Annotated in this window: 22 protein-coding genes and 1 other RNA gene; 21 read left to right on the forward strand and 2 right to left on the reverse strand. The window is 37.6% G+C overall.

Going from position 1 to position 24,645, the window contains the following annotated elements:
• The first annotated feature begins 9 nt into the window (after positions 1-9).
• The 14 genes from HT718_RS01590 to HT718_RS01655 all read left to right on the forward strand — a co-directional run bounded on the left by HT718_RS01590 (position 10) and on the right by HT718_RS01655 (position 15,009).
• Complete coding sequence (locus HT718_RS01590; protein WP_173266810.1) at positions 10-1,449, forward strand: flippase; 1,440 nt, start codon at positions 10-12, stop codon at positions 1,447-1,449.
• A complete protein-coding gene (locus HT718_RS01595; RefSeq protein ID WP_173266813.1) occupies positions 1,446-2,534 on the forward strand; it encodes an EpsG family protein in 1,089 nt (362 codons plus the stop codon). The genes HT718_RS01590 and HT718_RS01595 overlap by 4 nt, the downstream gene beginning before the upstream one ends.
• A gap of 107 nt (positions 2,535-2,641) precedes the next feature.
• Positions 2,642-3,496, forward strand: a complete 855-nt coding sequence (locus HT718_RS01600) for a LicD family protein (RefSeq protein ID WP_173266817.1) — start codon at positions 2,642-2,644, stop codon at positions 3,494-3,496.
• On the forward strand, positions 3,493-3,897 hold the full coding sequence (tagD, locus tag HT718_RS01605; protein ID WP_000832255.1) for a glycerol-3-phosphate cytidylyltransferase: 405 nt from the start codon (positions 3,493-3,495) through the stop codon (positions 3,895-3,897). Before HT718_RS01600 ends, tagD begins: the two co-directional genes overlap by 4 nt.
• Before the next feature lies 1 nt (position 3,898).
• Positions 3,899-4,954 (forward strand): capsular polysaccharide biosynthesis protein Cps4J, encoded by a 1,056-nt coding sequence (cps4J, locus tag HT718_RS01610; RefSeq protein WP_000077423.1) that lies wholly within the window; start codon positions 3,899-3,901, stop codon positions 4,952-4,954.
• 99 nt (positions 4,955-5,053) lie between these two features.
• Positions 5,054-6,283 (forward strand): capsular polysaccharide biosynthesis protein Cps4K, encoded by a 1,230-nt coding sequence (cps4K, locus tag HT718_RS01615; RefSeq protein WP_173266819.1) that lies wholly within the window; start codon positions 5,054-5,056, stop codon positions 6,281-6,283.
• Positions 6,284-7,468: a capsular polysaccharide biosynthesis protein Cps4L gene (gene cps4L, locus HT718_RS01620; protein WP_173266821.1), complete on the forward strand. Its 1,185-nt coding sequence runs from the start codon at positions 6,284-6,286 to the stop codon at positions 7,466-7,468. It begins immediately after the preceding gene.
• Positions 7,469-7,654: 186 nt separating this feature from the next.
• A complete protein-coding gene (locus HT718_RS01625) occupies positions 7,655-7,837 on the forward strand; it encodes a hypothetical protein (protein ID WP_173266823.1) in 183 nt (60 codons plus the stop codon).
• Positions 7,838-8,218: 381 nt separating this feature from the next.
• Positions 8,219-9,088 (forward strand): glucose-1-phosphate thymidylyltransferase RfbA, encoded by an 870-nt coding sequence (rfbA, locus tag HT718_RS01630; RefSeq protein WP_000676134.1) that lies wholly within the window; start codon positions 8,219-8,221, stop codon positions 9,086-9,088.
• The gene (locus HT718_RS01635; RefSeq protein WP_173266826.1) at positions 9,089-9,682 is read left to right on the forward strand and encodes a dTDP-4-dehydrorhamnose 3,5-epimerase family protein; all 594 of its coding nucleotides are present in this window, start codon (positions 9,089-9,091) and stop codon (positions 9,680-9,682) included.
• Between the two features lie 12 nt (positions 9,683-9,694).
• Positions 9,695-10,744, forward strand: coding sequence for a dTDP-glucose 4,6-dehydratase (gene rfbB / locus HT718_RS01640; RefSeq protein ID WP_173266828.1), 1,050 nt, complete (start codon positions 9,695-9,697; stop codon positions 10,742-10,744).
• Positions 10,745-10,809: 65 nt separating this feature from the next.
• Positions 10,810-11,661: a dTDP-4-dehydrorhamnose reductase gene (rfbD, locus tag HT718_RS01645; RefSeq protein WP_125451052.1), complete on the forward strand. Its 852-nt coding sequence runs from the start codon at positions 10,810-10,812 to the stop codon at positions 11,659-11,661.
• A 62-nt stretch (positions 11,662-11,723) separates the two neighbouring features.
• Positions 11,724-12,827 carry a UDP-galactopyranose mutase gene (gene glf / locus HT718_RS01650; protein WP_173266830.1) on the forward strand — a complete coding sequence of 368 codons (1,104 nt, stop codon included), beginning with the start codon at positions 11,724-11,726 and terminating at the stop codon, positions 12,825-12,827.
• Positions 12,828-13,029: 202 nt separating this feature from the next.
• Positions 13,030-15,009, forward strand: a complete 1,980-nt coding sequence (locus HT718_RS01655; protein ID WP_173266833.1) for a peptide ABC transporter substrate-binding protein — start codon at positions 13,030-13,032, stop codon at positions 15,007-15,009.
• Between the two features lie 366 nt (positions 15,010-15,375).
• Here HT718_RS01655 and pbp1a read toward each other — a convergent pair whose 3' ends face one another.
• Positions 15,376-17,544: a penicillin-binding protein PBP1A gene (gene pbp1a, locus HT718_RS01660; protein ID WP_153226752.1), complete on the reverse strand. Its 2,169-nt coding sequence runs from the start codon at positions 17,542-17,544 to the stop codon at positions 15,376-15,378.
• Positions 17,537-18,136: a Holliday junction resolvase RecU gene (gene recU, locus HT718_RS01665; RefSeq protein ID WP_173266835.1), complete on the reverse strand. Its 600-nt coding sequence runs from the start codon at positions 18,134-18,136 to the stop codon at positions 17,537-17,539. Before recU ends, pbp1a begins: the two co-directional genes overlap by 8 nt.
• Before the next feature lie 66 nt (positions 18,137-18,202).
• Between recU and HT718_RS01670 the strand changes: the two genes are divergently transcribed.
• The 7 genes from HT718_RS01670 to HT718_RS01700 all read left to right on the forward strand — a co-directional run bounded on the left by HT718_RS01670 (position 18,203) and on the right by HT718_RS01700 (position 24,356).
• Positions 18,203-18,730 carry a DUF1273 domain-containing protein gene (locus tag HT718_RS01670; protein ID WP_033680686.1) on the forward strand — a complete coding sequence of 176 codons (528 nt, stop codon included), beginning with the start codon at positions 18,203-18,205 and terminating at the stop codon, positions 18,728-18,730.
• A 69-nt stretch (positions 18,731-18,799) separates the two neighbouring features.
• Positions 18,800-19,129 (forward strand): cell division regulator GpsB, encoded by a 330-nt coding sequence (gene gpsB / locus HT718_RS01675; RefSeq protein WP_000907309.1) that lies wholly within the window; start codon positions 18,800-18,802, stop codon positions 19,127-19,129.
• 20 nt (positions 19,130-19,149) lie between these two features.
• Positions 19,150-19,530, forward strand: an RNA gene (gene rnpB / locus HT718_RS01680) — RNase P RNA component class B.
• 84 nt (positions 19,531-19,614) lie between these two features.
• Positions 19,615-20,772, forward strand: coding sequence for a class I SAM-dependent RNA methyltransferase (locus HT718_RS01685; protein ID WP_173266837.1), 1,158 nt, complete (start codon positions 19,615-19,617; stop codon positions 20,770-20,772).
• Positions 20,773-20,784: 12 nt separating this feature from the next.
• Positions 20,785-22,155, forward strand: a complete 1,371-nt coding sequence (locus HT718_RS01690) for a cell division site-positioning protein MapZ family protein (RefSeq protein WP_173266839.1) — start codon at positions 20,785-20,787, stop codon at positions 22,153-22,155.
• Positions 22,156-22,230: 75 nt separating this feature from the next.
• Positions 22,231-23,655, forward strand: a complete 1,425-nt coding sequence (gndA, locus tag HT718_RS01695; RefSeq protein ID WP_125411082.1) for an NADP-dependent phosphogluconate dehydrogenase — start codon at positions 22,231-22,233, stop codon at positions 23,653-23,655.
• 11 nt (positions 23,656-23,666) lie between these two features.
• Positions 23,667-24,356 (forward strand): response regulator transcription factor, encoded by a 690-nt coding sequence (locus HT718_RS01700; protein WP_061088388.1) that lies wholly within the window; start codon positions 23,667-23,669, stop codon positions 24,354-24,356.
• Positions 24,357-24,645: the final 289 nt, after the last annotated feature.

Raw genomic sequence — 24,645 nt, forward strand, 5'->3', positions numbered from 1 at the left:
AGAAGAGTTTTGAGTAAAATTTCTAAAAATTATCTATATAACTTAATTTATCAAGTGGTAGTTTTAATATTACCACTATTGATTACTCCATATGTTGCTAGAGTATTGGGCGCACACCAGTTGGGAATTTACGATTATGCCAATTCAATCGTTACTTTGATTTATACTTTAGGTTTACTAGGTATCGGTCACTATGGAAATCGCGAATGTGCCTATACTAGAGATGATAAAGAGGAACTATCAGAGACATTTTGGAGTATTTTGGCTATTCAGATTATTTTAGGATTTTTTTCACTATTCTGCTTATACATTTTTTCTAACATAAATTCAAATTATCAAGTTTATTTTCAACTTTTTTCCATTTGGCTTTTTGGGTCTATTCTTGATTGTACGTGGTTCTATCGTGGCTTAGAGGAAATGCAGTATGTTGTATTAAAAAACATTATTGCTAAGTTATTATTTACGATAGCGACCTTCTTATTTGTAAAAAGCGAAACAGATCTAGCTCTATATGTGCTCATATATGGTCTCTCTGTTTTAGTAGCCAATTTATCAGCTTATAGTCAACTAAGGATGTTTATTAGTAGACCAAAGATAAATATTAATCGTTTTACGGAGATTATTTTAGGGAGTCTCAAACTATTTTTACCAAGTATCATCATGCAAATTATGTTATCTGCTGATAAAATTGTTCTAGGCTCTTTAAGTTCGGGAATCAGCAATGTTTCTTACTATAGTAATGCAGAGAAGATTATACAGATACCACTCTCTTTAATAGTAGTATTAAATTCTGTTATGATGCCCCGAATAGCAAATGAATTTCGTAATAGACGGTTAGAAAATATGAAAAAGTATCTGATAACTGCAGCTGAATTTTCTTTGTTCTTAGCTGTTCCATTGTCGATTGGCCTTTATGCTATTGCAGATACTTTTGTTCCGTGGTTTTTAGGCGAAAGTTTTATGCCATCTATAGATGCTCTTAAATGGCTTGCTCCTATTGCTGTTGGCAATGCTTTACTAGGAGTCTCAGGTAGTCAGTATTTTGTTGCAGTTAATAAAACAAAAGTCTTATTCTTTTCTAATACTTTAGCTGCAATTTTAAATATTCTATTAGATTTGTTACTTGCTCCAATGTTTGGAGTAGTAGGTGTTTGTTTAGCAACTATAGTATCACTTACCTCTTCTGTTATAGTGCAATACTATATAATGTCAAAGGATATACCTGTTTTACCTATTTTGAAGTCATTGTTTAAATATCTTATTTATTCTATGATAATGGGGATAATTATTATTGTTCCCTTCAGAGGATATCCAGCAAATTATGGAACAACTATTAAGCAAATCATTCTTGGGATAGTAGTTTACTTTGGCTTGAGCTTGTTGACGCGAGATGTATTTGTTTTTCAAGCATTAGATTTTGTAAAGAAAGGATTCAAAAAAAGTAGATGATTTCAGCTTTATTTTATATAAGTTTTTTAACAAATCTATTAGTCGTAGTCAATAGGATACGTATAAATTTTCTAGCATTTTTATCTTGGTTAGTTTTGTTTTTTATCTATGCAGGAAATATCCGAGAAGGATTTTCAGATTTAACTCATTATCGTGCAAGATATGCTGTAGGGAAAAGTAGTCTGTATTTTTCAGACCATGCGTATAATTTTTTTGCAGATTGGTTTTCACATCACTCCATCTCTTTTCAAGTTTTTTTAGCATGTATTTTTCTATTCTCCTCAGCATGTTTCTATTTTGTTGCTAAAAAATTGCATTGTAATTATAATCTTCTAATTTTATTGCTATCTCTTTTTTATTTCTTTTATACTTTAGAAGTTCTAAGATTCTTTTTAGCAGCTAGTGTAGCACTTATAGCGCATTATTATCTTTCACAAAATCATCGATTCATATTCATAGGATTGATGTTCATAGCGTTTCTGTTTCATGGATCTATTATTTATTTCTTACCATTTGTTATTTTTTATAGACAAAAAAATACTAGTAAGATGCTATGGGCATTGGTATTTATATCTACGGTCTTAATTGTGACAAATCTATTGGTAGGTAATAATTCTAGCTACTTGACTAAAATATTTGAACTGCTAGGGAGCGAGGCCACTAAAAGTCGTGTTATGTATTATACAGCGAAATCGACTCGTCTTGGTTTTATATTGTATGATAGTTACTATGTTTTCAACCTACTAATTAGTATTAACCTCAAAAAGATTGCAAAAACAGTTTCAAATGTCCCTCAGGAAGTGACCAATTTTATAAACTTGGTGTATCAACATAGTTTTTTTAGTACAATTTTTTTACCACTAATTATGTTTAGTACAGCATTTACTCGCTATTTAATTTTTACTGTTGTTTTAAATTTTGTAGCTATTGCAGCTTTACAACCATTTATGCAACAATCATTTATAAAATTAAAGAGTGGGCTTTATATTATTTTCGGAGTTTTAGGTGCTACTTGTTTTTGGTGGTATCTAAGAGAAAATGTCCTTTATTTTTATGAGGCACTTTTGCCAAATTTATTTAACTGATTTTATATTCTTTATGTCTGTACTTTGCAAACACTACAAGAGTGGTCTATAATATAAAAATATAAAGAAATACGGTATAGCTATTTCTTTAGAAAGTGGAAATTTAAATGATTAATTACAGCGCAGATGAATTAGATATGATTCAGAAGCTTGAACTCAAAATATTAAAAGAAATTATTCGAATATGTAAAAAAGAAAATATAGAGTATTTTTTAATTGGTGGAAGTGCTCTTGGAGCAATACGTCATGGAGGATTTATACCATGGGATGACGATATTGATGTTGGTATGACACGTGAGAATTATGATAACTTTTTGAGAGTAGCTGAACAGTATTTAGGAGAAGAGTTTTATTTACAATCACCCTCCTCTGATAGAAGATCACCCTATTCTTACAGTAAACTAATGTTAAAAGGAACTTTGTTCTTAGAGTATGCCCAAAGAAATTTAAAAACACAAAGTGGTATTTATGTAGATATTTTTCCATTTGACGAGGTTCCAGACAATGAGATAGAAAATGAGAGACAATTTAAAGCTGTACAGTTTTATAAAAAGTTATATGTGATGAGGATGTTACCAACTGTTTCTAAGGCTCCTGAGAATTTGATTCAAGGTTTAAAAGCTATTCTAAGGAGATGTATTCATTATAGCTTAAAATTAATTCCTAAAAGTTTAATACTCAAAAAAATTGATCAATTTTCTAGATTATATAATGGAACAAATCAATCGGCATTTGCTTGTTTAGATTTTCCGGTAAGAAATGTAGAGTATGTTTTAAAAACAACACTATATCCCCTAGTTGAACATAAATTCGAGGAAATCATAATTTTATTACCTGGTGATTTTCATCAATACTTGACTACACATTATGGTGAGTACATGAAGTTGCCACCTTTAGAAGAACGTGTTGGGCATAGACCATATTTGATTGATTTAGGAATATATGGAAAGGAAGAAAAATGAAGAGAGTGATTACTTACGGGACTTTTGATTTACTTCATTACGGTCATATCAATTTATTGAAGCGTGCTAAAGATTTGGGAGATTATTTAATAGTAGCTCTATCTACTGATGAATTTAATCTTCAAAAAGATAAGATTTCATATTTTGATTATCAACAACGTAAAATTTTGCTTGAATCTATTCGTTATGTAGATCTGGTAATTCCTGAGATTTCATGGGAACAAAAACGAGAAGATGTAAAGAAGTATTATGCTGATATCTTTGTTATTGGTGATGATTGGGAAGGTAAGTTTGATTTTTTGAAAGATGAGGGCGTAGAAGTAGTATATTTACCTCGTACTGAAGAAATTTCTACTACACAAATTAAAGAAGATTTAAACAAGACCAAAGGTGGAAAATAATATGTCACAATTTACAGGAAAAACTCTTCTAATTACAGGAGGGACAGGTTCATTTGGGAATGCAGTTCTCAAGCGTTTTTTAGAAACAGATATCTCAGAGATTCGTATCTTTTCGCGAGATGAAAAGAAACAAGATGATATGCGTCATGAGTTTCAGGTAAAAGTACCAGAAGTGGCTGGGAAAATCCGCTTTTACCTCGGAGATGTGCGTGACTTAGCTTCGGTAAAAAATGCTATGCATGGTGTGGATTATGTTTTTCATGCTGCTGCTCTGAAACAGGTACCTTCTTGTGAATTTTTCCCTGTAGAAGCAGTAAAAACTAACATTTTGGGAACTGAGAATGTCCTTACTGCAGCTATTGAAGCGGGTGTAAAGCAAGTTATTTGTCTTTCTACAGATAAGGCGGCGTATCCTGTTAATGCTATGGGAACATCCAAGGCTATGATGGAAAAGATTGCTGTTGCTAAGTCACGGACGGTAAATCCTGAGCATACAAAGATATGTGTTACTCGTTATGGGAATGTTTTGTGTAGCCGTGGATCTGTAGTTCCTCTTTGGATTGAGCAGATTAAGCAAGGAAATGATCTTACAATTACTGAACCTAGCATGACACGTTTTGTCATGACATTGGAAGAAGCAGTAGATTTAGTTTTATTTGCATTTAAAGAAGGAAAATCTGGAGATATACTAGTTCAGAAAGCACCAGCATGTACGATTGAAGTTTTGGCTAAGGCTGTATCAGAAATTTTTGTCTCAAAACAAGATATTAAGATTATAGGTATTAGACACGGAGAAAAGATGTATGAAACACTACTAACTAATGAAGAGTGTGCAAATGCAATTGATTTGGGTGATTTTTATAGAGTTCCTAGTGATAATCGTAATCTTAACTATGATAAGTATTTCAAAGATGGTAGTACGAATAGAAATTTGTTGACAGAATTCAATAGTAATAATACTGATTTGATGGATGTAGAGCAAGTTAAAAGAAAGTTGCTAGAATTAGATGAAATACAGACAGCAATTCGTGATATGGTAGCAGATGAAGATATGTAAAATCTTTTAAGATACATTAAAATTATCAAGGATATATAATGTATCATGTATTGTCGAGAAAGTTGACTATTAAAATAGCATATAAAACAAGGAGGGGGCATGATTAAAAATATTTTAATTACAGGAGCGAAAGGATTTGTAGGAAAAAATCTTATCTGTACTCTGGAAGCTTTGAAAGATGGACGAGATAGAACTCGTCCTAATTTAGAGATTGGAGAGATTTTTCAGTATGATCGTGATACGGATCCGATTTTATTAGATGAATATTGTAAGAAGGCCGATTTTGTATTCCATTTAGCTGGCGTCAATCGTCCACAGAATCCTGATGAATTTATGGAGGGAAATTACGGTTTTTCAAGTAGATTATTAGAAATTTTAGAAAAGTATGAAAATACTTGTCCTGTTCTACTCTCGAGTTCTACTCAAGCTAGCTTAGAAGGCCGATTTTCGAACTCTGTATATGGACAATCTAAGCTAGCAGGGGAAGAACTTTTCTTCGAATATGGAAAGAAAACGGGATCACCTGTCTTAGTTTACCGTTTCCCAAATCTTTATGGGAAGTGGTGTCGCCCTAACTATAATTCTGCTGTAGCAACTTTCTGTCATAATCTGGCTCACGATTTACCTATTCAAGTAAATGATCCAAGTGTAGAATTGGAGTTGCTGTATATTGATGATTTGATACAAGAGTGTCTAACTGCATTGGAAGGAAATCCTCATCGTTGTAATCTAGATGGATTACAAATCTTACCTAGCCCATCAGGAAACTACTGTTATGTACCAACGACTCATCGTGCAACCCTAGGAGAGATTGTAGCTCTATTAGAAACATTTAAAAAACAGCCTGATAGTTTAGTTATGCCTGAAATTCCTCAAGGATCTTTTGAAAAGAAATTGTATTCTACCTACCTATCTTATTTACCAGTAGATAAGTTTAAGTTCCCTCTAAAAATGAATATAGATGAACGAGGTAGTTTCACGGAACTATTAAAAACAGAAAATGCGGGTCAATTTTCTGTTAATATTTCTAAACCTGGCATTACCAAAGGCCAACATTGGCATCATTCTAAGTGGGAATTTTTCATGGTTGTTTCTGGTCGTGCTTTAATACAAGAGCGTAGGATAGGGCTGGATGAAAACGGACAAGAATATCCTATTCTGAACTTTGAAGTGTCGGGCGATAAGATTGAGGCGATACATATGATACCGGGCTATGCACATAATATTATTAATCTTTCTGATACAGAAAATTTAGTTACTGTCATGTGGGCTAATGAGTCATTTGATCCTAGCCATCCAGATACTTTTTTTGAACAAGTGGAGAAATAAATGAAAATTAAGACAGATTATAGTGATATTCACTTTAAAGATAATGGCAAACTTAAGTTATTGATTATTGTGGGAACACGTCCAGAGATTATACGTCTAAGTAGTGTTATCACTAAATGTCGAAAGTATTTTGATGTTATTTTGGCACATACTGGACAAAACTATGATTACAATTTAAATGGCATTTTCTTTGATGATTTAGGTTTAGATACTCCAGATGTATACATGGATGCTGTTGGAGATGATCTTGGTGCTACTGTAGGGAATATTATTAATACTTCATACAAATTGATGAATCAAATTAAACCAGATGCTTTATTGATTTTAGGGGATACAAATTCTTGTTTATCAGCTATTGCTGCCAAGCGTTTACATATTCCAATTTTTCATATGGAGGCTGGCAATCGCTGTAAGGATGAGTGTCTACCGGAAGAGACTAATCGTCGGATTGTTGATATTATTTCAGACGTTAACTTAGCATACTCTGAACATGCTCGTAAGTATCTGCATGAGTGTGGTTTACCTAAAGAGCGCACATATGTAACTGGTTCTCCTATGGCAGAAGTGTTACATAAAAATTTATCTGCCATTGAGTCTTCAGATATCCATGAACGTTTGGGATTGAAAAAAGGAGGATATATCCTACTTTCAGCTCACCGTGAGGAAAATATTGATACAGATAAAAATTTTCTCTCTCTCTTCACAGCAATTAATAAATTAGCTGAAAAGTATAATATGCCAATCTTATATTCTTGCCATCCTAGATCAAAGAAAAGGTTACAAGAGAGTGGTTTTGAACTAGATAAACGTGTGATTCAGCATGAGCCACTAGGATTCCATGACTATAATTGTTTACAGATGAATGCATTTGTTGTAGTATCTGATTCAGGAACTTTACCAGAAGAAAGTAGTTTCTTTACTAGTCAAGGCTATCCATTCCCAGCTGTATGTATTCGTACAAGTACAGAACGCCCTGAGTCCCTAGATAAGGCAGGATTTATTTTGGCAGGTATTGATGAAAATTCTCTTCTTCAAGCAGTTGAAACTGCTGTTAGCTTGGCAGAAGATGAGGATTTTGGCTTACCTGTACCAGACTATGTTGAGGAAAATGTCTCTACTAAAGTTGTTAAGATAATACAGAGCTATACAGGGATAGTGGATAAAATAGTTTGGCGGAAAAGCTGAATTGTATATTTTTAATAAAATAATCAATTCTTAATAGAACAGGAATAAAATTGAACGAATTCGATAGAAATGGCTTCTTTGACAGTAGAGGGGATTGCCATTCTATCGGATTATGGCTTGTTTTTGCGCCTTATGTTTGATAGAATAAAGTAACAACACTTTAACAATTGCAGTGAGGTGATAATAATGGCAGTAATTTTTAAAGATGTACTTATTGAAGAGAAGACTGAAGAAGAAAAACAACATATTTTATCTATTTTAAATGGTGAGTATAACTTATCTGATGATGTAAGTCGTAGATTACGACGATTGAATGAGGAAAGTAAACGCTTGGAAGTGTTTGTTAAGGAGGCGCACTCACTTGTCTAGTTCGTATTCTGTTAATTAATTGAAATCAATAAGTATCTCATTGTCATTTTTTTACGATGAGGAAGTTAGAGATTTTTAATGGATCTCTGATTACTATGTAATTTAGCATTGAAAAACTAAGAAATGGTGAAATTATGCCTCTTACACAGTTATTTGAAACATCCTTAGGAATTGATTTTTAATTGTATGCAAACAAAGTAGAATTCGCTTATTTCATTTTATGCTAAATATAATATGAAATAAGTGAATTTTTATAGATAAAGAAGAGTTTGTCTGTGTTTTTAGATAATAATTTGAAAAACTGTGACGATTATTTTGATTTTAGAGCAGTATACAATTAATAGGAATTGAATCTAAAACAATAAAGAAAGGTACCCTACTATGAAAGGTATTATTCTAGCAGGTGGTTCGGGGACACGTTTATATCCTTTGACTCGCGCTGCATCAAAACAACTTATGCCGGTTTATGATAAACCGATGATTTACTACCCACTTTCAACATTGATGTTGGCTGGGATTAGGGATATTTTGATTATTTCCACTCCACAGGATTTGCATCGATTCAAAGAGCTTCTTCAAGATGGCTCTGAGTTTGGGATTCAATTGTCTTATGCAGAGCAACCAAGTCCAGATGGTTTGGCACAAGCCTTTATTATTGGTGAAGAATTTATTGGTGATGATAGCGTTGCTCTGATCTTAGGCGACAATATCTATCATGGGCCTGGCCTTTCTAAAATGCTACAAAAGGCAGCAAGCAAGGATTCAGGAGCGACTGTCTTTGGCTATCACGTGAAGGATCCAGAACGCTTTGGTGTTGTTGAGTTTGACAAAGACATGAACGCCATTTCTATCGAAGAAAAGCCAGAACATCCTCGTTCAAATTATGCAGTTACAGGCCTCTATTTCTACGATAATGATGTAGTAGAGATTGCCAAAAATATAAAACCAAGCCCGCGTGGTGAATTGGAAATTACAGATGTCAACAAGGCTTACCTAGATCGTGGAGATTTATCGGTTGAGGTTATGGGACGTGGCTTTGCTTGGTTGGATACTGGCACTCATGAAAGTTTACTAGAGGCTTCACAGTACATCGAAACAGTCCAACGGATGCAAAATGTTCAGGTAGCAAACTTGGAAGAAATTGCTTATCGCATGGGCTATATCAGTCGAGAAGATGTATTGGCCTTAGCTCAACCACTTAAGAAAAATGAATACGGGCAGTATCTGCTCCGTTTGATTGGAGAAGCATAGATGACAGATAATTTTTTCGGAAAGATGCTTGCAGCACGCAAGGTTGATGCAATTCCAGGTATGTTGGAGTTTGATATCCCTGTTCATGGTGATAATCGTGGCTGGTTTAAAGAAAATTTCCAAAAGGAAAAAATGCTCCCACTTGGATTTCCAGAGTCTTTCTTTGCAGAAGGAAAATTGCAAAACAATGTATCCTTCTCACGTAAAAATGTTCTCCGTGGCCTCCACGCAGAACCTTGGGATAAGTACATCTCTGTAGCAGATGGTGGGAAAGTTCTGGGTTCTTGGGTCGATCTACGCGAGGGCGAAACTTTCGGAAATACCTATCAGACAGTAATTGATGCAAGTAAGGGAATCTTTGTTCCTAGAGGTGTGGCCAATGGTTTCCAAGTCCTATCAGATACAGTTTCTTATAGTTATTTGGTCAATGACTACTGGGCTCTTGAACTCAAACCCAAGTATGCCTTTGTAAACTATGCTGATCCAAGCCTTGGCATTGAATGGGAAAATCTTGCAGAAGCAGAGGTTTCAGATGCAGATAAAAATCATCCACTACTTAAGGATGTAAAACCTTTGAAAAAAGAAGATTTGTAAAAAGGAAAGAATATGACTGAATACAAAAAAATTATCGTGACAGGTGGAGCTGGTTTTATCGGTTCCAACTTTGTCCACTATGTTTACAAGAATTTTCCAGATGTTCATGTGACAGTATTAGACAAATTGACTTATGCTGGGAACCGCGCTAATATTGAGGAAATTTTAGGTGATCGTGTTGAGTTAGTTGTTGGGGACATTGCGGATGCAGAGTTGGTAGACAAGTTGGCAGCTCAAGCAGATGCTATCGTTCACTATGCTGCTGAGAGTCACAATGATAATTCACTCAATGATCCATCGCCATTTATTCATACTAACTTTATCGGAACCTATACTCTTTTGGAAGCTGCACGTAAATACGATATTCGTTTCCACCATGTATCGACAGATGAAGTTTATGGGGATCTCCCTCTACGTGAGGATTTACCAGGTCATGGTGAAGGTCCAGGTGAGAAATTTACTGCTGAAACAAAATACAATCCAAGTTCTCCGTACTCATCAACCAAGGCTGCCTCAGACTTGATTGTCAAATCCTGGGTGCGTTCTTTTGGAGTCAAAGCAACGATTTCTAACTGTTCAAATAACTATGGTCCTTATCAACACATCGAAAAATTTATCCCACGTCAGATTACCAACATCCTAAGTGGAATTAAGCCAAAACTGTATGGTGAAGGAAAGAACGTTCGTGATTGGATTCATACCAATGACCATTCTTCAGGTGTTTGGACAATCTTAACAAAAGGTCAAATCGGTGAAACCTACTTGATTGGGGCTGATGGCGAGAAGAACAACAAGGAAGTTTTGGAACTTATCCTTAAGGAAATGGGACAACCTGCGGATGCCTATGATCATGTGACTGACCGTGCAGGACATGACCTTCGTTATGCGATTGATGCAAGCAAACTCCGTGATGAATTAGGTTGGAGACCAGAATTTACTAACTTTGAAGCTGGACTCAAGGAAACAATCAAGTGGTATGCAGATAATCAAGAATGGTGGAAAGCAGAGAAAGAAGCTGTTGAAGCCAATTATGCTAAGACTCAGGAGATTATTACATTATAAAAAGCAGGAAATAACTGCTTTTTATTGCTATATTGGAAAGAGTTACATATTAGAAAGGGCTATAGATGATTTTAATTACAGGAGCAAAAGGCCAATTAGGAACTGAACTTCGTTATTTATTGGATGAACGTAATGAAGAATATGTGGCAGTAGATGTGGCTGAGATGGACATTACTAATGCAGAAATGGTTGAGAAGGTTTTTGAAGAGGTGAAACCAACTTTAGTCTATCACTGTGCAGCCTACACCGCTGTTGATGCAGCAGAGGATGAAGGGAAAGAATTGGATTTTGCCATCAATGTGACGGGGACAGAAAATGTCGCAAAAGCATCTGAAAAGCATGGTGCGACTTTAGTTTATATTTCTACTGACTATGTCTTTGACGGTAAGAAACCAGTTGGACAAGAGTGGGAAGTTGATGACCGACCAGATCCACAGACAGAATATGGACGCACTAAGCGTATGGGAGAAGAGTTAGTTGAGAAGCATGTATCTAATTTCTATATTATCCGTACTGCCTGGGTATTTGGAAATTATGGCAAAAACTTCGTTTTTACCATGCAAAATCTTGCGAAAAATCATAAGACTTTAACAGTTGTAAATGACCAGCACGGTCGTCCGACTTGGACTCGTACCTTGGCTGAATTCATGACCTACCTAGCTGAAAACCGCAAGGAATTTGGTTATTATCATTTGTCAAATGATGCTACAGAAGACACAACTTGGTATGATTTTGCAGTTGAAATTTTGAAAGATACAGATGTGGAAATCAAGCCAGTAGATTCCAGTCAATTTCCAGCAAAAGCTAAACGTCCGCTAAACTCAACGATGAGCCTGACTAAAGCTAAAGCTACTGGATTTGTCATTCCAACTTGGCAAGATGCCTTGAAAGAATTTTACAAACAAGAAGTGAGATAAGTAGTGGAATGATTTTCTAGTCTAATAAAAGAGGCAGATAATAAACTTCAAAGGAGCATAAGATGTACGATTATCTTGTTGTTGGTGCTGGTCTCTTTGGTGCAGTCTTTGCCCATGAAGTAGCCTTAAAAGGAAAAAAAGTAAAAGTCATTGAAAAACGAAATCATATCGCGGGTAATATCTATACTCGTGAAGAGGAAGGAATTCAAGTTCATCAGTATGGTGCTCATATCTTCCATACTTCTGATAAGGAGATTTGGGATTATGTAAATCAGTTTGCAGAGTTTAACCGTTACACAAATTCTCCTGTTGCAAACTATAAGGGAGAGATTTATAACCTTCCTTTTAATATGAATACTTTCAATAAACTCTGGGGAGTTGTAACGCCAGCAGAAGCACAAGCGAAGATTGATGAGCAACGTGCTGTTTTAAATGGCAAAACTCCTGAAAATTTGGAAGAACAGGCGATCTCTCTTGTAGGTACAGACATCTACGAAAAATTAATCAAAGACTATACAGAGAAACAGTGGGGCAAGCCAACTACGGAACTTCCAGCCTTCATCATTCGCCGTTTGCCAGTACGCCTGACCTACGATAACAACTATTTTAACGATACCTATCAAGGGATTCCGATTGGTGGATATACTCAAATAGTTGAAAAAATGTTGGATCATGAAAGCATTGATGTAGAAACAAATGTTGATTTCTTCGCGAATAAAGAGCAATATCTGAAAGATTTTCCTAAGATTGTTTTTACGGGTATGATTGATGAATTTTTCGACTATAAGTTGGGAGAACTAGAGTACCGTAGTCTTCGTTTTGAAAGCGAGACCTTGGATATGGAGAATTACCAAGGAAATGCAGTTGTGAACTATACAGATGCTGATACCCCATATACTCGCATTATTGAACACAAACATTTTGAGTTTGGAAATCAAGCAAAGACTATCATTACTAAAGAATATTCTAAAACATGGGAAAAAGGTGATGAGCCTTATTATCCAGTTAATAATGATCGTAATAATCATTTATATAAATCATATAAAAAATTGGCTGATGAGCAAGGCAATGTTATCTTTGGTGGCCGTTTAGGACACTATCGTTATTACGATATGCACCAAGTAATTGGAGCAGCCTTACAGTGTGTGAGAAATGAGTTAGATTAAACAAGTAAAACTAGCTCCCAGTTATTATTTAGAAATAGTATAAAAAATTCCTTGACTATGTAATGTAGTTGAGGGATTTTTTGATATTATTCATATTTTTGCAAAGTTGTTGTTTAAAAAATAATTTTCTAAAATTCAGAAAATTCTATTGACAGAACATGAAAAAGGGTCTATAATGGATAGAAAAATAAAGGAGAAGACTATGAAAACAGGAAAAGTATTGGCTCTTGCGGGAGTCACTTTATTAGCAGCGGGTGTTTTAGCGGCTTGTTCTGGTGGTTCTGGTGCTAAAGGTGAGCAGACCTTCGCCTTTACCTACGAGACCGACCCAGATAATCTTAACTATTTAACAACTGGTAAGGCAGCAACTGCTGACATTACTAGTAATGTGATTGATGGATTGTTGGAAAACGATAAATACGGGAACCTTATTCCCTCAATGGCAGAGGACTGGTCAGTTTCTAAGGATGGCTTGACTTATACTTATAAGATTCGTCAGAATGCCAAGTGGTACACATCTGAGGGAGAAGAGTATGCTCCTGTTAAGGCTCAAGATTTTGTAACAGGTCTTAAATATGCGGCAGATAAGAAATCTGAAGCCCTTTACTTGGTACAGGATTCGATTAAAGGTTTGGATGCCTACGCTAAAGGGGAAAATAAAGATTTCTCTCAAGTTGGGATTAAAGCACTTGATGATCAAACAGTTCAATACACATTGAACAAACCTGAAAGTTTTTGGAATTCTAAAACAACAATGGGTGTCTTGGCACCAGTTAATGAAGAGTTTTTGAACTCAAAAGGGGATGATTTTGCCAAAGCAACAGATCCAAGCAGTATCTTGTACAATGGTCCTTATTTGTTGAAATCTATTGTAACCAAATCTGCTGTTGAATTTGCGAAGAATCCGAACTACTGGGATAAGGACAATGTCCATATTGACAAAGTTAAATTGTCATTCTGGGACGGTCAAGATACTAGTAAACCTGCAGAAAACTTTAAAGACGGTAGCCTTTCAGCAGCTCGTCTCTATCCAACAAGTGCAAGTTTCGCAGAGCTTGAGAAAGAGATGAAGGACAATATTGTCTATACGCAACAGGACTCTACGACTTATGTAGTAGGAACAAACATTGACCGTCAGTCCTATAAATATACTTCTAAGACTAGTGAAGAACAAAAGACATCTACTAAAAAGGCTCTCTTAAACAAGGATTTTCGTCAGGCTATTGCCTTTGGATTTGATCGTACAGCCTATGCCTCTCAGCTGAATGGACAAACTGGAGCAAGCAAAATCTTACGTAATATCTTTGTTCCACCAACATTTGTTCAAGCAGATGGTAAAAACTTTGGCGATATGGTCAAAGAAAAATTGGTGACTTACGGGGATGAATGGAAGGATGTTAATCTTGCTGATGCACAAGATGGTCTTTACAATCCAGAAAAAGCCAAGGCAGAATTTGCCAAAGCCAAGTCAGCTTTACAGGCAGAAGGCGTGACCTTCCCAATTCACCTCGATATGCCTGTTGACCAAACAGCAACTACAAAAGTTCAGCGCGTCCAATCTATGAAACAATCCTTGGAAGCGACTTTAGGAACTGATAATGTCATTATTGATATCCAACAATTACAAAAAGATGAAGTGCTTAATGTAACTTTATTTGCACAAACTGCTGCTGGTGAGGATTGGGATATTTCTGATAACGTTGGATGGGGACCAGATTTCTCAGATCCATCAACTTATCTTGACATCATCAAGCCTTCTGTAGGAGAAAATACGAGAACTTACCTAGGATTTGATTCAGGAAAAGACAATGAGGCGGCTAAGAAGGTTGGTCTCAATGATTATGATAAAATGGTCAATGAAGCAGGGGAAGAAACTACAGATGTGACAAAACGTTATAACAAGTATGCCGAAGCTCAAGCTTGGTTGACAGATAGTGCCCTAGTCATCCCAACAACTTCTAAAACTGGTCGTCCAATCTTGTCTAAGATGGTACCATTTACTTTACCTTTCGCTTTCGCAGGTAACAAGGGGACAAGCGATCCGCTCCGCTACAAATACCTTGAACTTCAAGACAAGGCAGTCACTGTAGAGGAATACCAAAAAGCCCAAGATAAATGGATGAAAGAAAAAGAAGAATCTAATAAAAAAGCGCAAGAAGAACTTGCAAAACATGTGAAATAAAGGTAAAGGAGTTGGTTTGTAGCCGACTCCTTTATATGTCTTTCTAGTAGAGGGAGTTGAATCTAGAATAATACAGCCTATTGAGTCTACAATACTACACCATTGTTTCTAGAACATTGTTAGAAATTATACTCAATGAAAATCAAAGAGTAAACTAGGATGCTAGCCGCAGACTGCTCAAAAAACTGTTTTGAGGTTGTAGATAAGACTGACGAAGTCACTCACATATATATAGCAAGGTGAAGCTGACGTGGTTTGAAGAGATTTTCGAAGAGTAGAGTTTGACTTTCCTAATCAATTTGTTCACATTTTATTTCAATCTACTATATAAAAATCCTGAGAATTTCTAGTTCTCAGGATTTTCGTTTACTGTTGTGGTTGTTGTTGAACTTGGGGGGGCTGTGGTTGCTGTTGGATTTGTTGGCCAGGTTGTCCCTGATTTGGATTTGTTGGAGCAGGATTATTTGATTGTTGACCAGGAGTAGGTGTTACTTGGGTAGTTGAACTTTCAGTTGTTGTAGAGGGATTCTCTACCTCTGATTGTGTTTGTTGTGTATCAGGAGTACTCCATGTATTTCTTGCTCCGTTTAGGAATACGAACTGCCCGTTTCTATATAGTCCCTCAGGCATTGTCCAATCTCCAGGATGGTTATTTTGAGCAAGGTAGCTCATCATGCTACGATAGACTCTAGCAGCAACTGTGAGGCCATCACCTACAATAGGAGTGAGACGGTTGGTATAACCTGTCCAAACGGCCATTGAATACTTACGAGTATAACCTACAAACATTTCATCTGGTGCTACAAGTTGATTCATCTTGATATGATTTTCGATTTCTTCATCTGTATAGTTGGAAGTCCCTGTTTTCCCTGCTTGAGGGATTCCAGGAAGGTAGGCATTGTAACCTGTTCCAGATGTTAAGACTGTTTTCATCATTTCTGTCATCATATAGGCAGTAGACTCTTTCATAGCTCTTGTGCCAGCGTCAGAGAATTCTTTTTCGCTACCATCACTAAAGACGATTTTATTGATGTACATTGGTTTGTGGTAGATACCGCCATTAGCGAATGCAGCGTAAGCCGCAGCCATTTTCTCACTGCTTGCACCGTACTGTTTACCAGATTCAGTTGTATTACTTGAAATAGCATTTGAATAGTGCATTACAGGATAGTCGATTCCTAAACCATTTAGGAAGTTTTTAGCTCTATCTAAACCAACCTTGTTTAGTGTTTCAACAGCAGGTACGTTACGAGATTGTTGAAGGGCATATTGCAGAGTAATGTTACCAAAATATGCTCGATCCCAGTTGTAGACAGGGGTACTTGTTCCAGGATAGTTATAAGGAATATCGTGGACAGTAGTTGCAGTTGAATCATATACACCGTATTCTAAGGCTGGGGCATAATCAGTGATTGGCTTCATGGTTGATCCCCAGTCACGGTTGGTTTCCACAGCTTGGTTAGTACCGAATGAAACATTGCTTGCTTGGTGACGAGCTCCAAGTTGGGCGATGACTTTACCATTGGAAGTATCTACGATAGTTGAGGCTACTTGAAGGTCATCATCTGGATAAGAGACATATTCATCTGTATTGTAAATATCCCAAAGTCGTTGTTGAATGTCCTTGTCTACATTGGTGTAGACTTCCATTCCAGTAGTAAGAAGATTATATCCCGTTTCGTGCTCTACTTGTTCAATAACCTCTTTTAGATAGTTATCCATATACGCTGGATAAGTAGCAGCTGACTTAAGACTTTGTAAACCATCAGTGATAGGTGTGTTGATAGCTTTTTCATATTGTTCAGCACTAATGTAATCTTGTCCTCTCATTTCTGAAAGAACCAAATTACGACGGTCCAACGCTGCATCTGGATGAGAGTAAGGATCGTATTGGTTGGGTGCCTGTGGCATACCTGCTAGCAAAGCTAATTGAGGTAGAGAGAGGTCTTTTAAGTCTTTTCCGTAGTAATTTTGGGCTGCTGTCTGCATACCATAGTTACCATTTGACATATAGACCTTATTGATGTAGTAGGTAAGGATTTCTTGTTTGGTAGCTTTTTGTTCCAATTGGACAGCTAACCATGCCTCTTGTGCTTTTCGGGAGATATTTTGATCCGAAGTTGATGTTGAGAAATAGGTCAACTTAATCAACTGCTGGGTTAGGGTTGATCCTCCCTGTAAAGAGTTACTTTGTAAGTTACGTAAGAAGGCCCCCATGATCCGAATCGTATCTACCCCTCTGTGGTCAAAGAAGCGATGGTCCTCGATAGACACGATGGCTTTGACTAAATCAGTAGGAATTTCGTTGGCCTGAGCGTTTACTCGGCGTTCAGAGCCCAGATCGGCAATGAGTTCGTTATTATTGTCGTAAATCTTGCTCGAAGTTGTTGCAACTAATTTACTATCTGATAGTGCTGGAGCTTTACTTACAAAATAGAGGAAAACACCCCCACCCAATAGAAATAATGCGATAAAGAGAGTTAGGAAAAAGATTCCAGTATACTTTAATATTCGCATAAGAATGTATTTATTCATCTTGTTTACCACCTAGTAAATGTTCTTTGATGACATCGAGATAGGGAATTTGTGGAAATGCCCCTAGTTTTATCTGGTAACCGTATTCTCGTATGTATCCAAGTGGCATTGATTTTTGCCCCTTATCTTGATGATAGAAGCGAATCAAATCATATGCCGGTAATAAGTAGGTTTCTTGCTGAGAAGAAAAGTGAAGAAGGACAAAGCAGATTCCTTGTTGGGCAAGGACTTGTTCCATATGCTGAATCTGATGTGGATGGAAATTTTTCATCGGAATCGCACGTTTTTGTTTTGTTTCCTTGGCTTCAAAGTCGATGTAATATCCCTTATAAACGCCAGAATAGTCTGTCGTTGAAGCTTGTCGAAAATAGGCTTCAACAATCTTGGCACGACTTCGTTGTGGATAGTCCACTCGTACGATTTGAATAGGGGTTGGTTTCTTGTGTATAACAGCCAAGCTCTGAGACAAATAGTAGTCGTTGGTAGCATTAATCATCTTTTCAAAAGACATTCCTCGATTTGCGAAATTTTGGGGTTGAGAAAGCGATGTTTGTCTTTTTTGTGATGAAATTTTATGAGGATAGTTGACCATAATTCTCCTTATTGGTACAATAACATCACTCTATTATACCATAATTTTACACAGAAAGGGTTAAAAATGACTACAGCTTTGGTTTTAGGATATTCTGCTTTTGATTTGGGTTTGTTTTCGGACAAGGATCCTCGTCTTAAATTGATTAAAAAAGCGATACGTAGGGATTTAGAAGCTATGGCAGAAGATGGGGTGACTTGGCTTGTATTTACCGGAACTTTGGGCTTTGAATATTGGGTTTTAGAGGTTGCTCAGGAAATGAAGACCGAATACGGTTTCCACTTGGCCACCATTTTTGCTTTTGAAACACATGGGGAAAATTGGAATGAAGGTAATCAGATGAAACTGAGCCGCTTTAAGCAGGTAGACTTTGTCAAATATGCCTATCCTCGTTATGAACACAAGGGGCAGTTAAGAGATTACCAGCAGTTTTTACTGGAAAATACGAATAGTTCTTATCTTTTTTATGATGAGGAAAATGAAACGAGACTAGCTTATATTTACCAAATGATGAAAGAGCAGGAAGACTATTTTATAAAGAGACTAACATTTGATCAGCTAAATGAACTTGCAGAAAATTTTTCCGAAAATTGAAGCTTTGACCTTGATTTTTGTTTGTCTTTTTTTATATAATAATACTAGCAACTGAGAATGGAGAGAGACATGGCAGGTATTATTTTTTCGGCGAAAGATATTTTTGAACAAGAGTTTGGACGTGAAGTCCGTGGGTATAGTAAGGTAGAAGTTGATGAGTTTTTGGACGATGTCATCAAGGACTATGAAACCTATGCTACCTTGGTCAAGTCACTTCGTCAGGAAATTGCGGATTTGAAGGAAGAATTAGCTCGTAAACCAAAACCTTCACCAGTTCAAACAGAACCTCTTGAAGCGGCAACAACAAGTTCTATGACGAACTTTGATATTTTAAAACGTTTGAATCGTCTTGAAAAAGAAGTGTTTGGTAAACAAATTTTAGATAACTCAGGATTTTAAGAGCTTATTTAAAAAGTGCAATTTTTGGATAATCGCGTGAGGAGAGTTGCTTTTCATGAGGAAAGTCCATGCTAGCACAGGCTGTGATGCCTGTAGTGTTTGTGCTAGGCGAAACCATAAGCCTAGGAACGAGAAATCGTTACGGCAGTTGAAATGGCTAAGTCTTTGGATAGGTCAGAGTAGGCTTGAAAGTGCCACAGTGACGGAGTCTTTCTGGAAACGGAGAGAGTGGAACGCGGTAAACCCCTCAAGCTAGCAACCCAAATTTTGGTCGGGGCATGGAGTGCACGGAAACGAACGTAGTACTCTGACTGCTATCAGCTAGAGCTGCTAGTGGTAGACAGATGATTATCGAAGGAAGTGGTCCTAGTCACTTCTGGAACAAAACATGGCTTATAGAAAATTGCATATAGGTTGAGGCTGAGAAAATTTTCTCAACCTCATTTTTTAAAGTGTACAATAGAAAGGTCTTGCAAGACTGTAACATGAAAAAAGAATTTAATTTAATTGCAACTGTGGCAGCTGGTCTGGAAGCTGTAGTGGGAAGAGAAGTGCGAGAGTTGGGTTATGACTGCCAAGTTGAAAATGGACGTGTTCGTTTTCAAGGAGACGTGAGAGCTATTATCGAAACTAACCTTTGGCTTCGAGCAGCAGATCGTATCAAAATTATCGTAGGAACCTTTCCTGCCAAGACTTTTGAAGAGCTGTTCCAAGGAGTATTCGCCTTAGATTGGGAAAATTATTTACCACTTGGAGCTCGATTCCCGATTTCAAAAGCCAAATGTGTTAAATCTAAACTACATAATGAACCGAGTGTTCAGGCTATTTCTAAGAAAGCTGTTGTTAAGAAATTGCAGAAACACTATGCCCGTCCAGAAGGTGTTCCTCTGATGGAGAATGGCCCAGAGTTTAAGATTGAGGTTTCTATTCTAAAGGATGTGGCAACTGTCATGATTGATACGACAGGATCTAGCCTCTTTAAACGTGGTTATCGTACGGAAAAAGGTGGCGCTCCTATCAAGGAAAATATGGCGGCAGCCATTTTGCAACTTTCTAACTGGTTCCCAGACAAGCCTTTGATTGATCCGACCTGTGGTTCGGGGACCTTCTGTATTGAGGCTGTTATGATTGCTCGAAAGATGGCTCCAGGACTTCGTCGCTCCTTTGCCTTTGAGGAATGGAACTGGGTCAGTGATCGTTTGATCCAAGAAGTGCGCACAGAAGCGGCCCAAAAGGTGGATCGTGAATTGGAACTGGATATTATGGGATGTGATATTGATGCTCGCATGGTGGAGATTGCTAAGGCTAATGCTCAGGCAGCTGGTGTTGCAGGAGATATTACCTTTAAGCAGATGCGCGTGCAGGATTTGCGTTCTGATAAAATCAACGGTGTGATTATCTCCAATCCGCCTTATGGTGAACGTTTATCAGATGATGCAGGGGTGACCAAGCTTTATGCTGAGATGGGGCAAGTATTTGCACCGCTGAAAACTTGGAGCAAGTTTATCCTAACTAGTGATGAAGCCTTTGAAAGCAAGTATGGTAGCCAAGCGGACAAGAAGCGTAAACTGTATAACGGAACCCTGAAAGTGGACCTGTATCAATATTTTGGGCAGCGTGTCAAACGCCAAGAAGTAAAGTAGGAAGGTAAACTCATGACTAAGAAGAGACGGGATCGTCATAAAAATGAAGGACAAGAACCGCGATTTGATTTTGATGAAGCAAAAGAGTTAACAGTTGGTCAAGCTATTCGTAAAAATGAAGAAGTAGAAGCAGGGGTCTTGCCTGAGGACTCCATTTTAGATAAGTATGTCAAGCAACACAAAGATGAAATTGAGGCGGATAAGTTTGCGACTCGCCAATACAAAAAGGAGGAATTAGTCGAAACGCAGAGTTTGGATGATCTTATCCAAGAGATTCGGGAAGAGACAGCTGTTGAGCCTACGATAGTAGAGAATGATTTCATCCAGTTTGATGACTTAGAATCTACACAAGTGACAGAAACTCCTTTTGATGAGGAATTTGACACTGAGGAGGCAGTCGAAACAGAGTATCCAATGGTGGATAGTGAAGATGGGAAAAGCGTTAAGAAACAGATTCTTTATGGCTTGTTAGCTGCGGTAGGGATTCTTGTTATTGGAACTGGTTATTATGTTTATAGTCAAGTGGCTCGTTCGACCAAGGAAATCCAAACTTCTCAATCAACCACAAACTCGCAGGCAGAAGCGGAAGGATTTAATAATTTATACGATGCCTTCTATACAGATAGCAATAAAACAACTTTGAAGAATAGCCAGTTTGATAAACTGAGTCAACTGAAGACTTTACTTGATAAGCTAGAAGGTAGTCGCGAATATACGCTTGCTAAATCGAAATATGACAGCTTAGAAACGCAAATCAAGGCCATCCAAGAAGTCAATGCACAATTTGAAAAACCAGCTATTGTGGATGGTGTTCTGGATACCAATGCCAAAGCCAAATCGGATGCTAAATTTACAGATATTAAAACAGGGAATACGGAGATTGACAAAGTGTTAGATAAGGCTATCAGCCTTGGTAAGAGTCAAAAGACAAGCACTTCTAGCTCAAGTCAAACCAGCAGTTCTAGTCAAGCAAGTGCAAATTCTTCTACAGAGAGTACTACAAGTAACACTAGTCCGTCTTCAAGCGCCTCAACAAATAGTTCAGTTTCTGCGCGGGATGATAGCCATGGCGGTCTATCAAGTTCTGGAGTTAACCTACAAAGAGCTTCAAGCCGTGTGCCGTTCAATCAATCGGCTGTGGATGACAGTAACAACTCTGCCTGGGATTTTGCTGATGGTGTCTTGGAACAAATTCTAGCGACTTCACGTTCACGTGGTTATATCACTGGTAACCAATACATCCTTGAACGTGTCAATATCGTTAATGGCAATGGTTACTACAACCTCTACAAGCCAGACGGAACCTATCTCTTTACCCTTAACTGTAAGACAGGTTACTTTGTTGGAAATGGTTCTGGACATGCGGATGACTTGGACTACTAAGCAGTCGTTACAAAATTCTTTCTTTTCAAAAGTAAAAATGATAAAATAAAACAAATTAAACAAGAGGAGTGTCAAATGACAAAAGCTAACTTTGGTGTCGTAGGTATGGCCGTAATGGGTCGTAACCTTGCCCTTAATATTGAATCTCGTGGTTACACAGTTGCTATCTACAACCGTAGTAAAGAAAAAACTGAAGATGTGATTGCTTGCCATCCTGAAAAGAACTTTGTACCAAGCTATGACGTTGAAAGTTTTGTAAACTCAATCGAAAAACCTCGTCGTATCATGCTGATGGTTCAAGCTGGACCTGGTACAGATGCTACAATTCAAGCCCTTCTTCCACACCTTGATAAAGGTGATATCTTGATTGACGGAGGAAATACTTTCTACAAAGATACCATCCGTCGTAACGAAGAATTGGCAAACTCAGGTATCAACTTTATCGGTACTGGGGTTTCTGGTGGTGAAAAAGGTGCCCTTGAGGGTCCTTCTATCATGCCTGGTGGACAAAAAGAAGCCTACGAATTGGTTGCGGATGTTCTTGAAGAAATCTCAGCTAAAGCACCAGAAGATGGCAAACCATGTGTGACTTACATCGGTCCTGATGGAGCTGGTCACTATGTGAAAATGGTTCACAACGGTATCGAGTATGGTGATATGCAATTGATCGCAGAAAGCTATGACTTGATGCAACACTTGCTAGGCCTTTCTGCAGAAGATATGGCTGAAATCTTTACTGAGTGGAACAAGGGTGAATTGGACAGCTACTTGATCGAAATCACAGCTGATATCTTGAGCCGTAAAGACGATGAAGGTCAAGATGGACCAATCGTAGACTACATTCTTGATGCCGCAGGTAACAAGGGAACTGGTAAATGGACTAGCCAATCATCACTTGACCTTGGTGTGCCATTGTCACTCATCACTGAGTCAGTATTTGCACGTTACATTTCAACTTACAAAGAAGAACGTGTACATGCTAGCAAGGTTCTTCCAAAACCAGCTGCCTTCCAATTTGAAGGAGACAAGGCTGAGTTGATTGAAAAAATCCGTCAAGCTCTTTACTTCTCAAAAATCATTTCATACGCACAAGGTTTTGCTCAATTGCGTGTAGCTTCTAAAGAAAACAACTGGAACTTGCCATTTGCAGACATCGCATCTATCTGGCGTGATGGCTGTATCATCCGTTCTCGTTTCTTGCAAAAGATTACAGATGCTTACAACCGTGATGCAGATCTTGCTAACCTTCTTTTGGATGAGTACTTCTTGGATGTTACTGCTAAGTACCAACAAGCAGTACGTGATATCGTAGCTCTTGCTGTTCAAGCTGGTGTACCAGTGCCAACATTCTCAGCAGCTATTACTTACTTTGATAGCTACCGTTCAGCTGACCTTCCAGCTAACTTAATCCAAGCGCAACGTGACTACTTTGGTGCCCACACTTACCAACGTAAAGACAAAGAAGGAACATTCCACTACTCTTGGTATGACGAAAAATAAGTAGGTCTGCCATGGGGAAACGGATTTTATTACTTGAGAAAGAACGAAATCTAGCTCACTTTTTAAGTTTGGAACTCCAAAAAGAGCAATACCGAGTTGATCAGGTTGAGGAGGGGCAAAAAGCCCTCTCCATGGCTCTTCAGACAGACTATGACTTGATTTTATTGAATGCTCAACTGGGGGATATGACAGCTCAGGATTTTGCAGATAAGCTGAGTCGGACTAAGCCAGCTTCAGTGATCATGGTCTTGGACCATCGTGAAGAATTGCAAGATCAGCTTGAGGCAATCCAACGCTTTGCCGTTTCTTACATCTATAAGCCAGTTATTATTGAGAATCTGGTAGCTCGTATTTCAGCGATTTTCCGAGGTCGGGACTTTATCGACCAACACTGTAGTCAGATGAAGGTTCCAACTTCTTACCGCAATCTGCGTATGGATGTAGAACATCATACCGTTTATCGTGGCGAGGAGATGATTGCTCTGACTCGTCGTGAGTATGACCTTTTGGCTACTCTAATGGGAAGCAAGAAAGTTCTGACTCGTGAGCAGTTGTTGGAAAGTGTCTGGAAGTATGAAAGTGCGACCGAAACCAATATCGTGGATGTCTATATCCGTTATCTACGTAGCAAGCTTGATGTAAAAGGTCAAAAAAGCTACATTAAAACCGTGCGTGGTGTTGGTTATGCCATGCAAGAATAGAAAGGCAGTCACGGTCGTGTAACTGCTGTTTGAGCTCTATACTATCTGTAACAGGAATTCCTGAACTCCAGATAGTATGGGGCTTTTTTTGAAGAGGCAAAAATGCAGGTCCCTAGATGTCTTGTAAGGCTTCAAAGAGATGGTCAGAGAGAATGACTTTTTCTTGACATTAGTTTATACTCAATGAAAATGAAAGAGCAAACTGGGAAGCTAGCTACAGGTTGCTCAAAACACTAGTTTTGAGGTTGCCGATGGAAGCTAACGTGATGTGAAGAGATTTTCGAAGAGT

It is taken from the genome of Streptococcus sp. 714 (assembly GCF_013277115.1).
Classification (GTDB): Bacteria; Bacillota; Bacilli; order Lactobacillales; family Streptococcaceae; genus Streptococcus.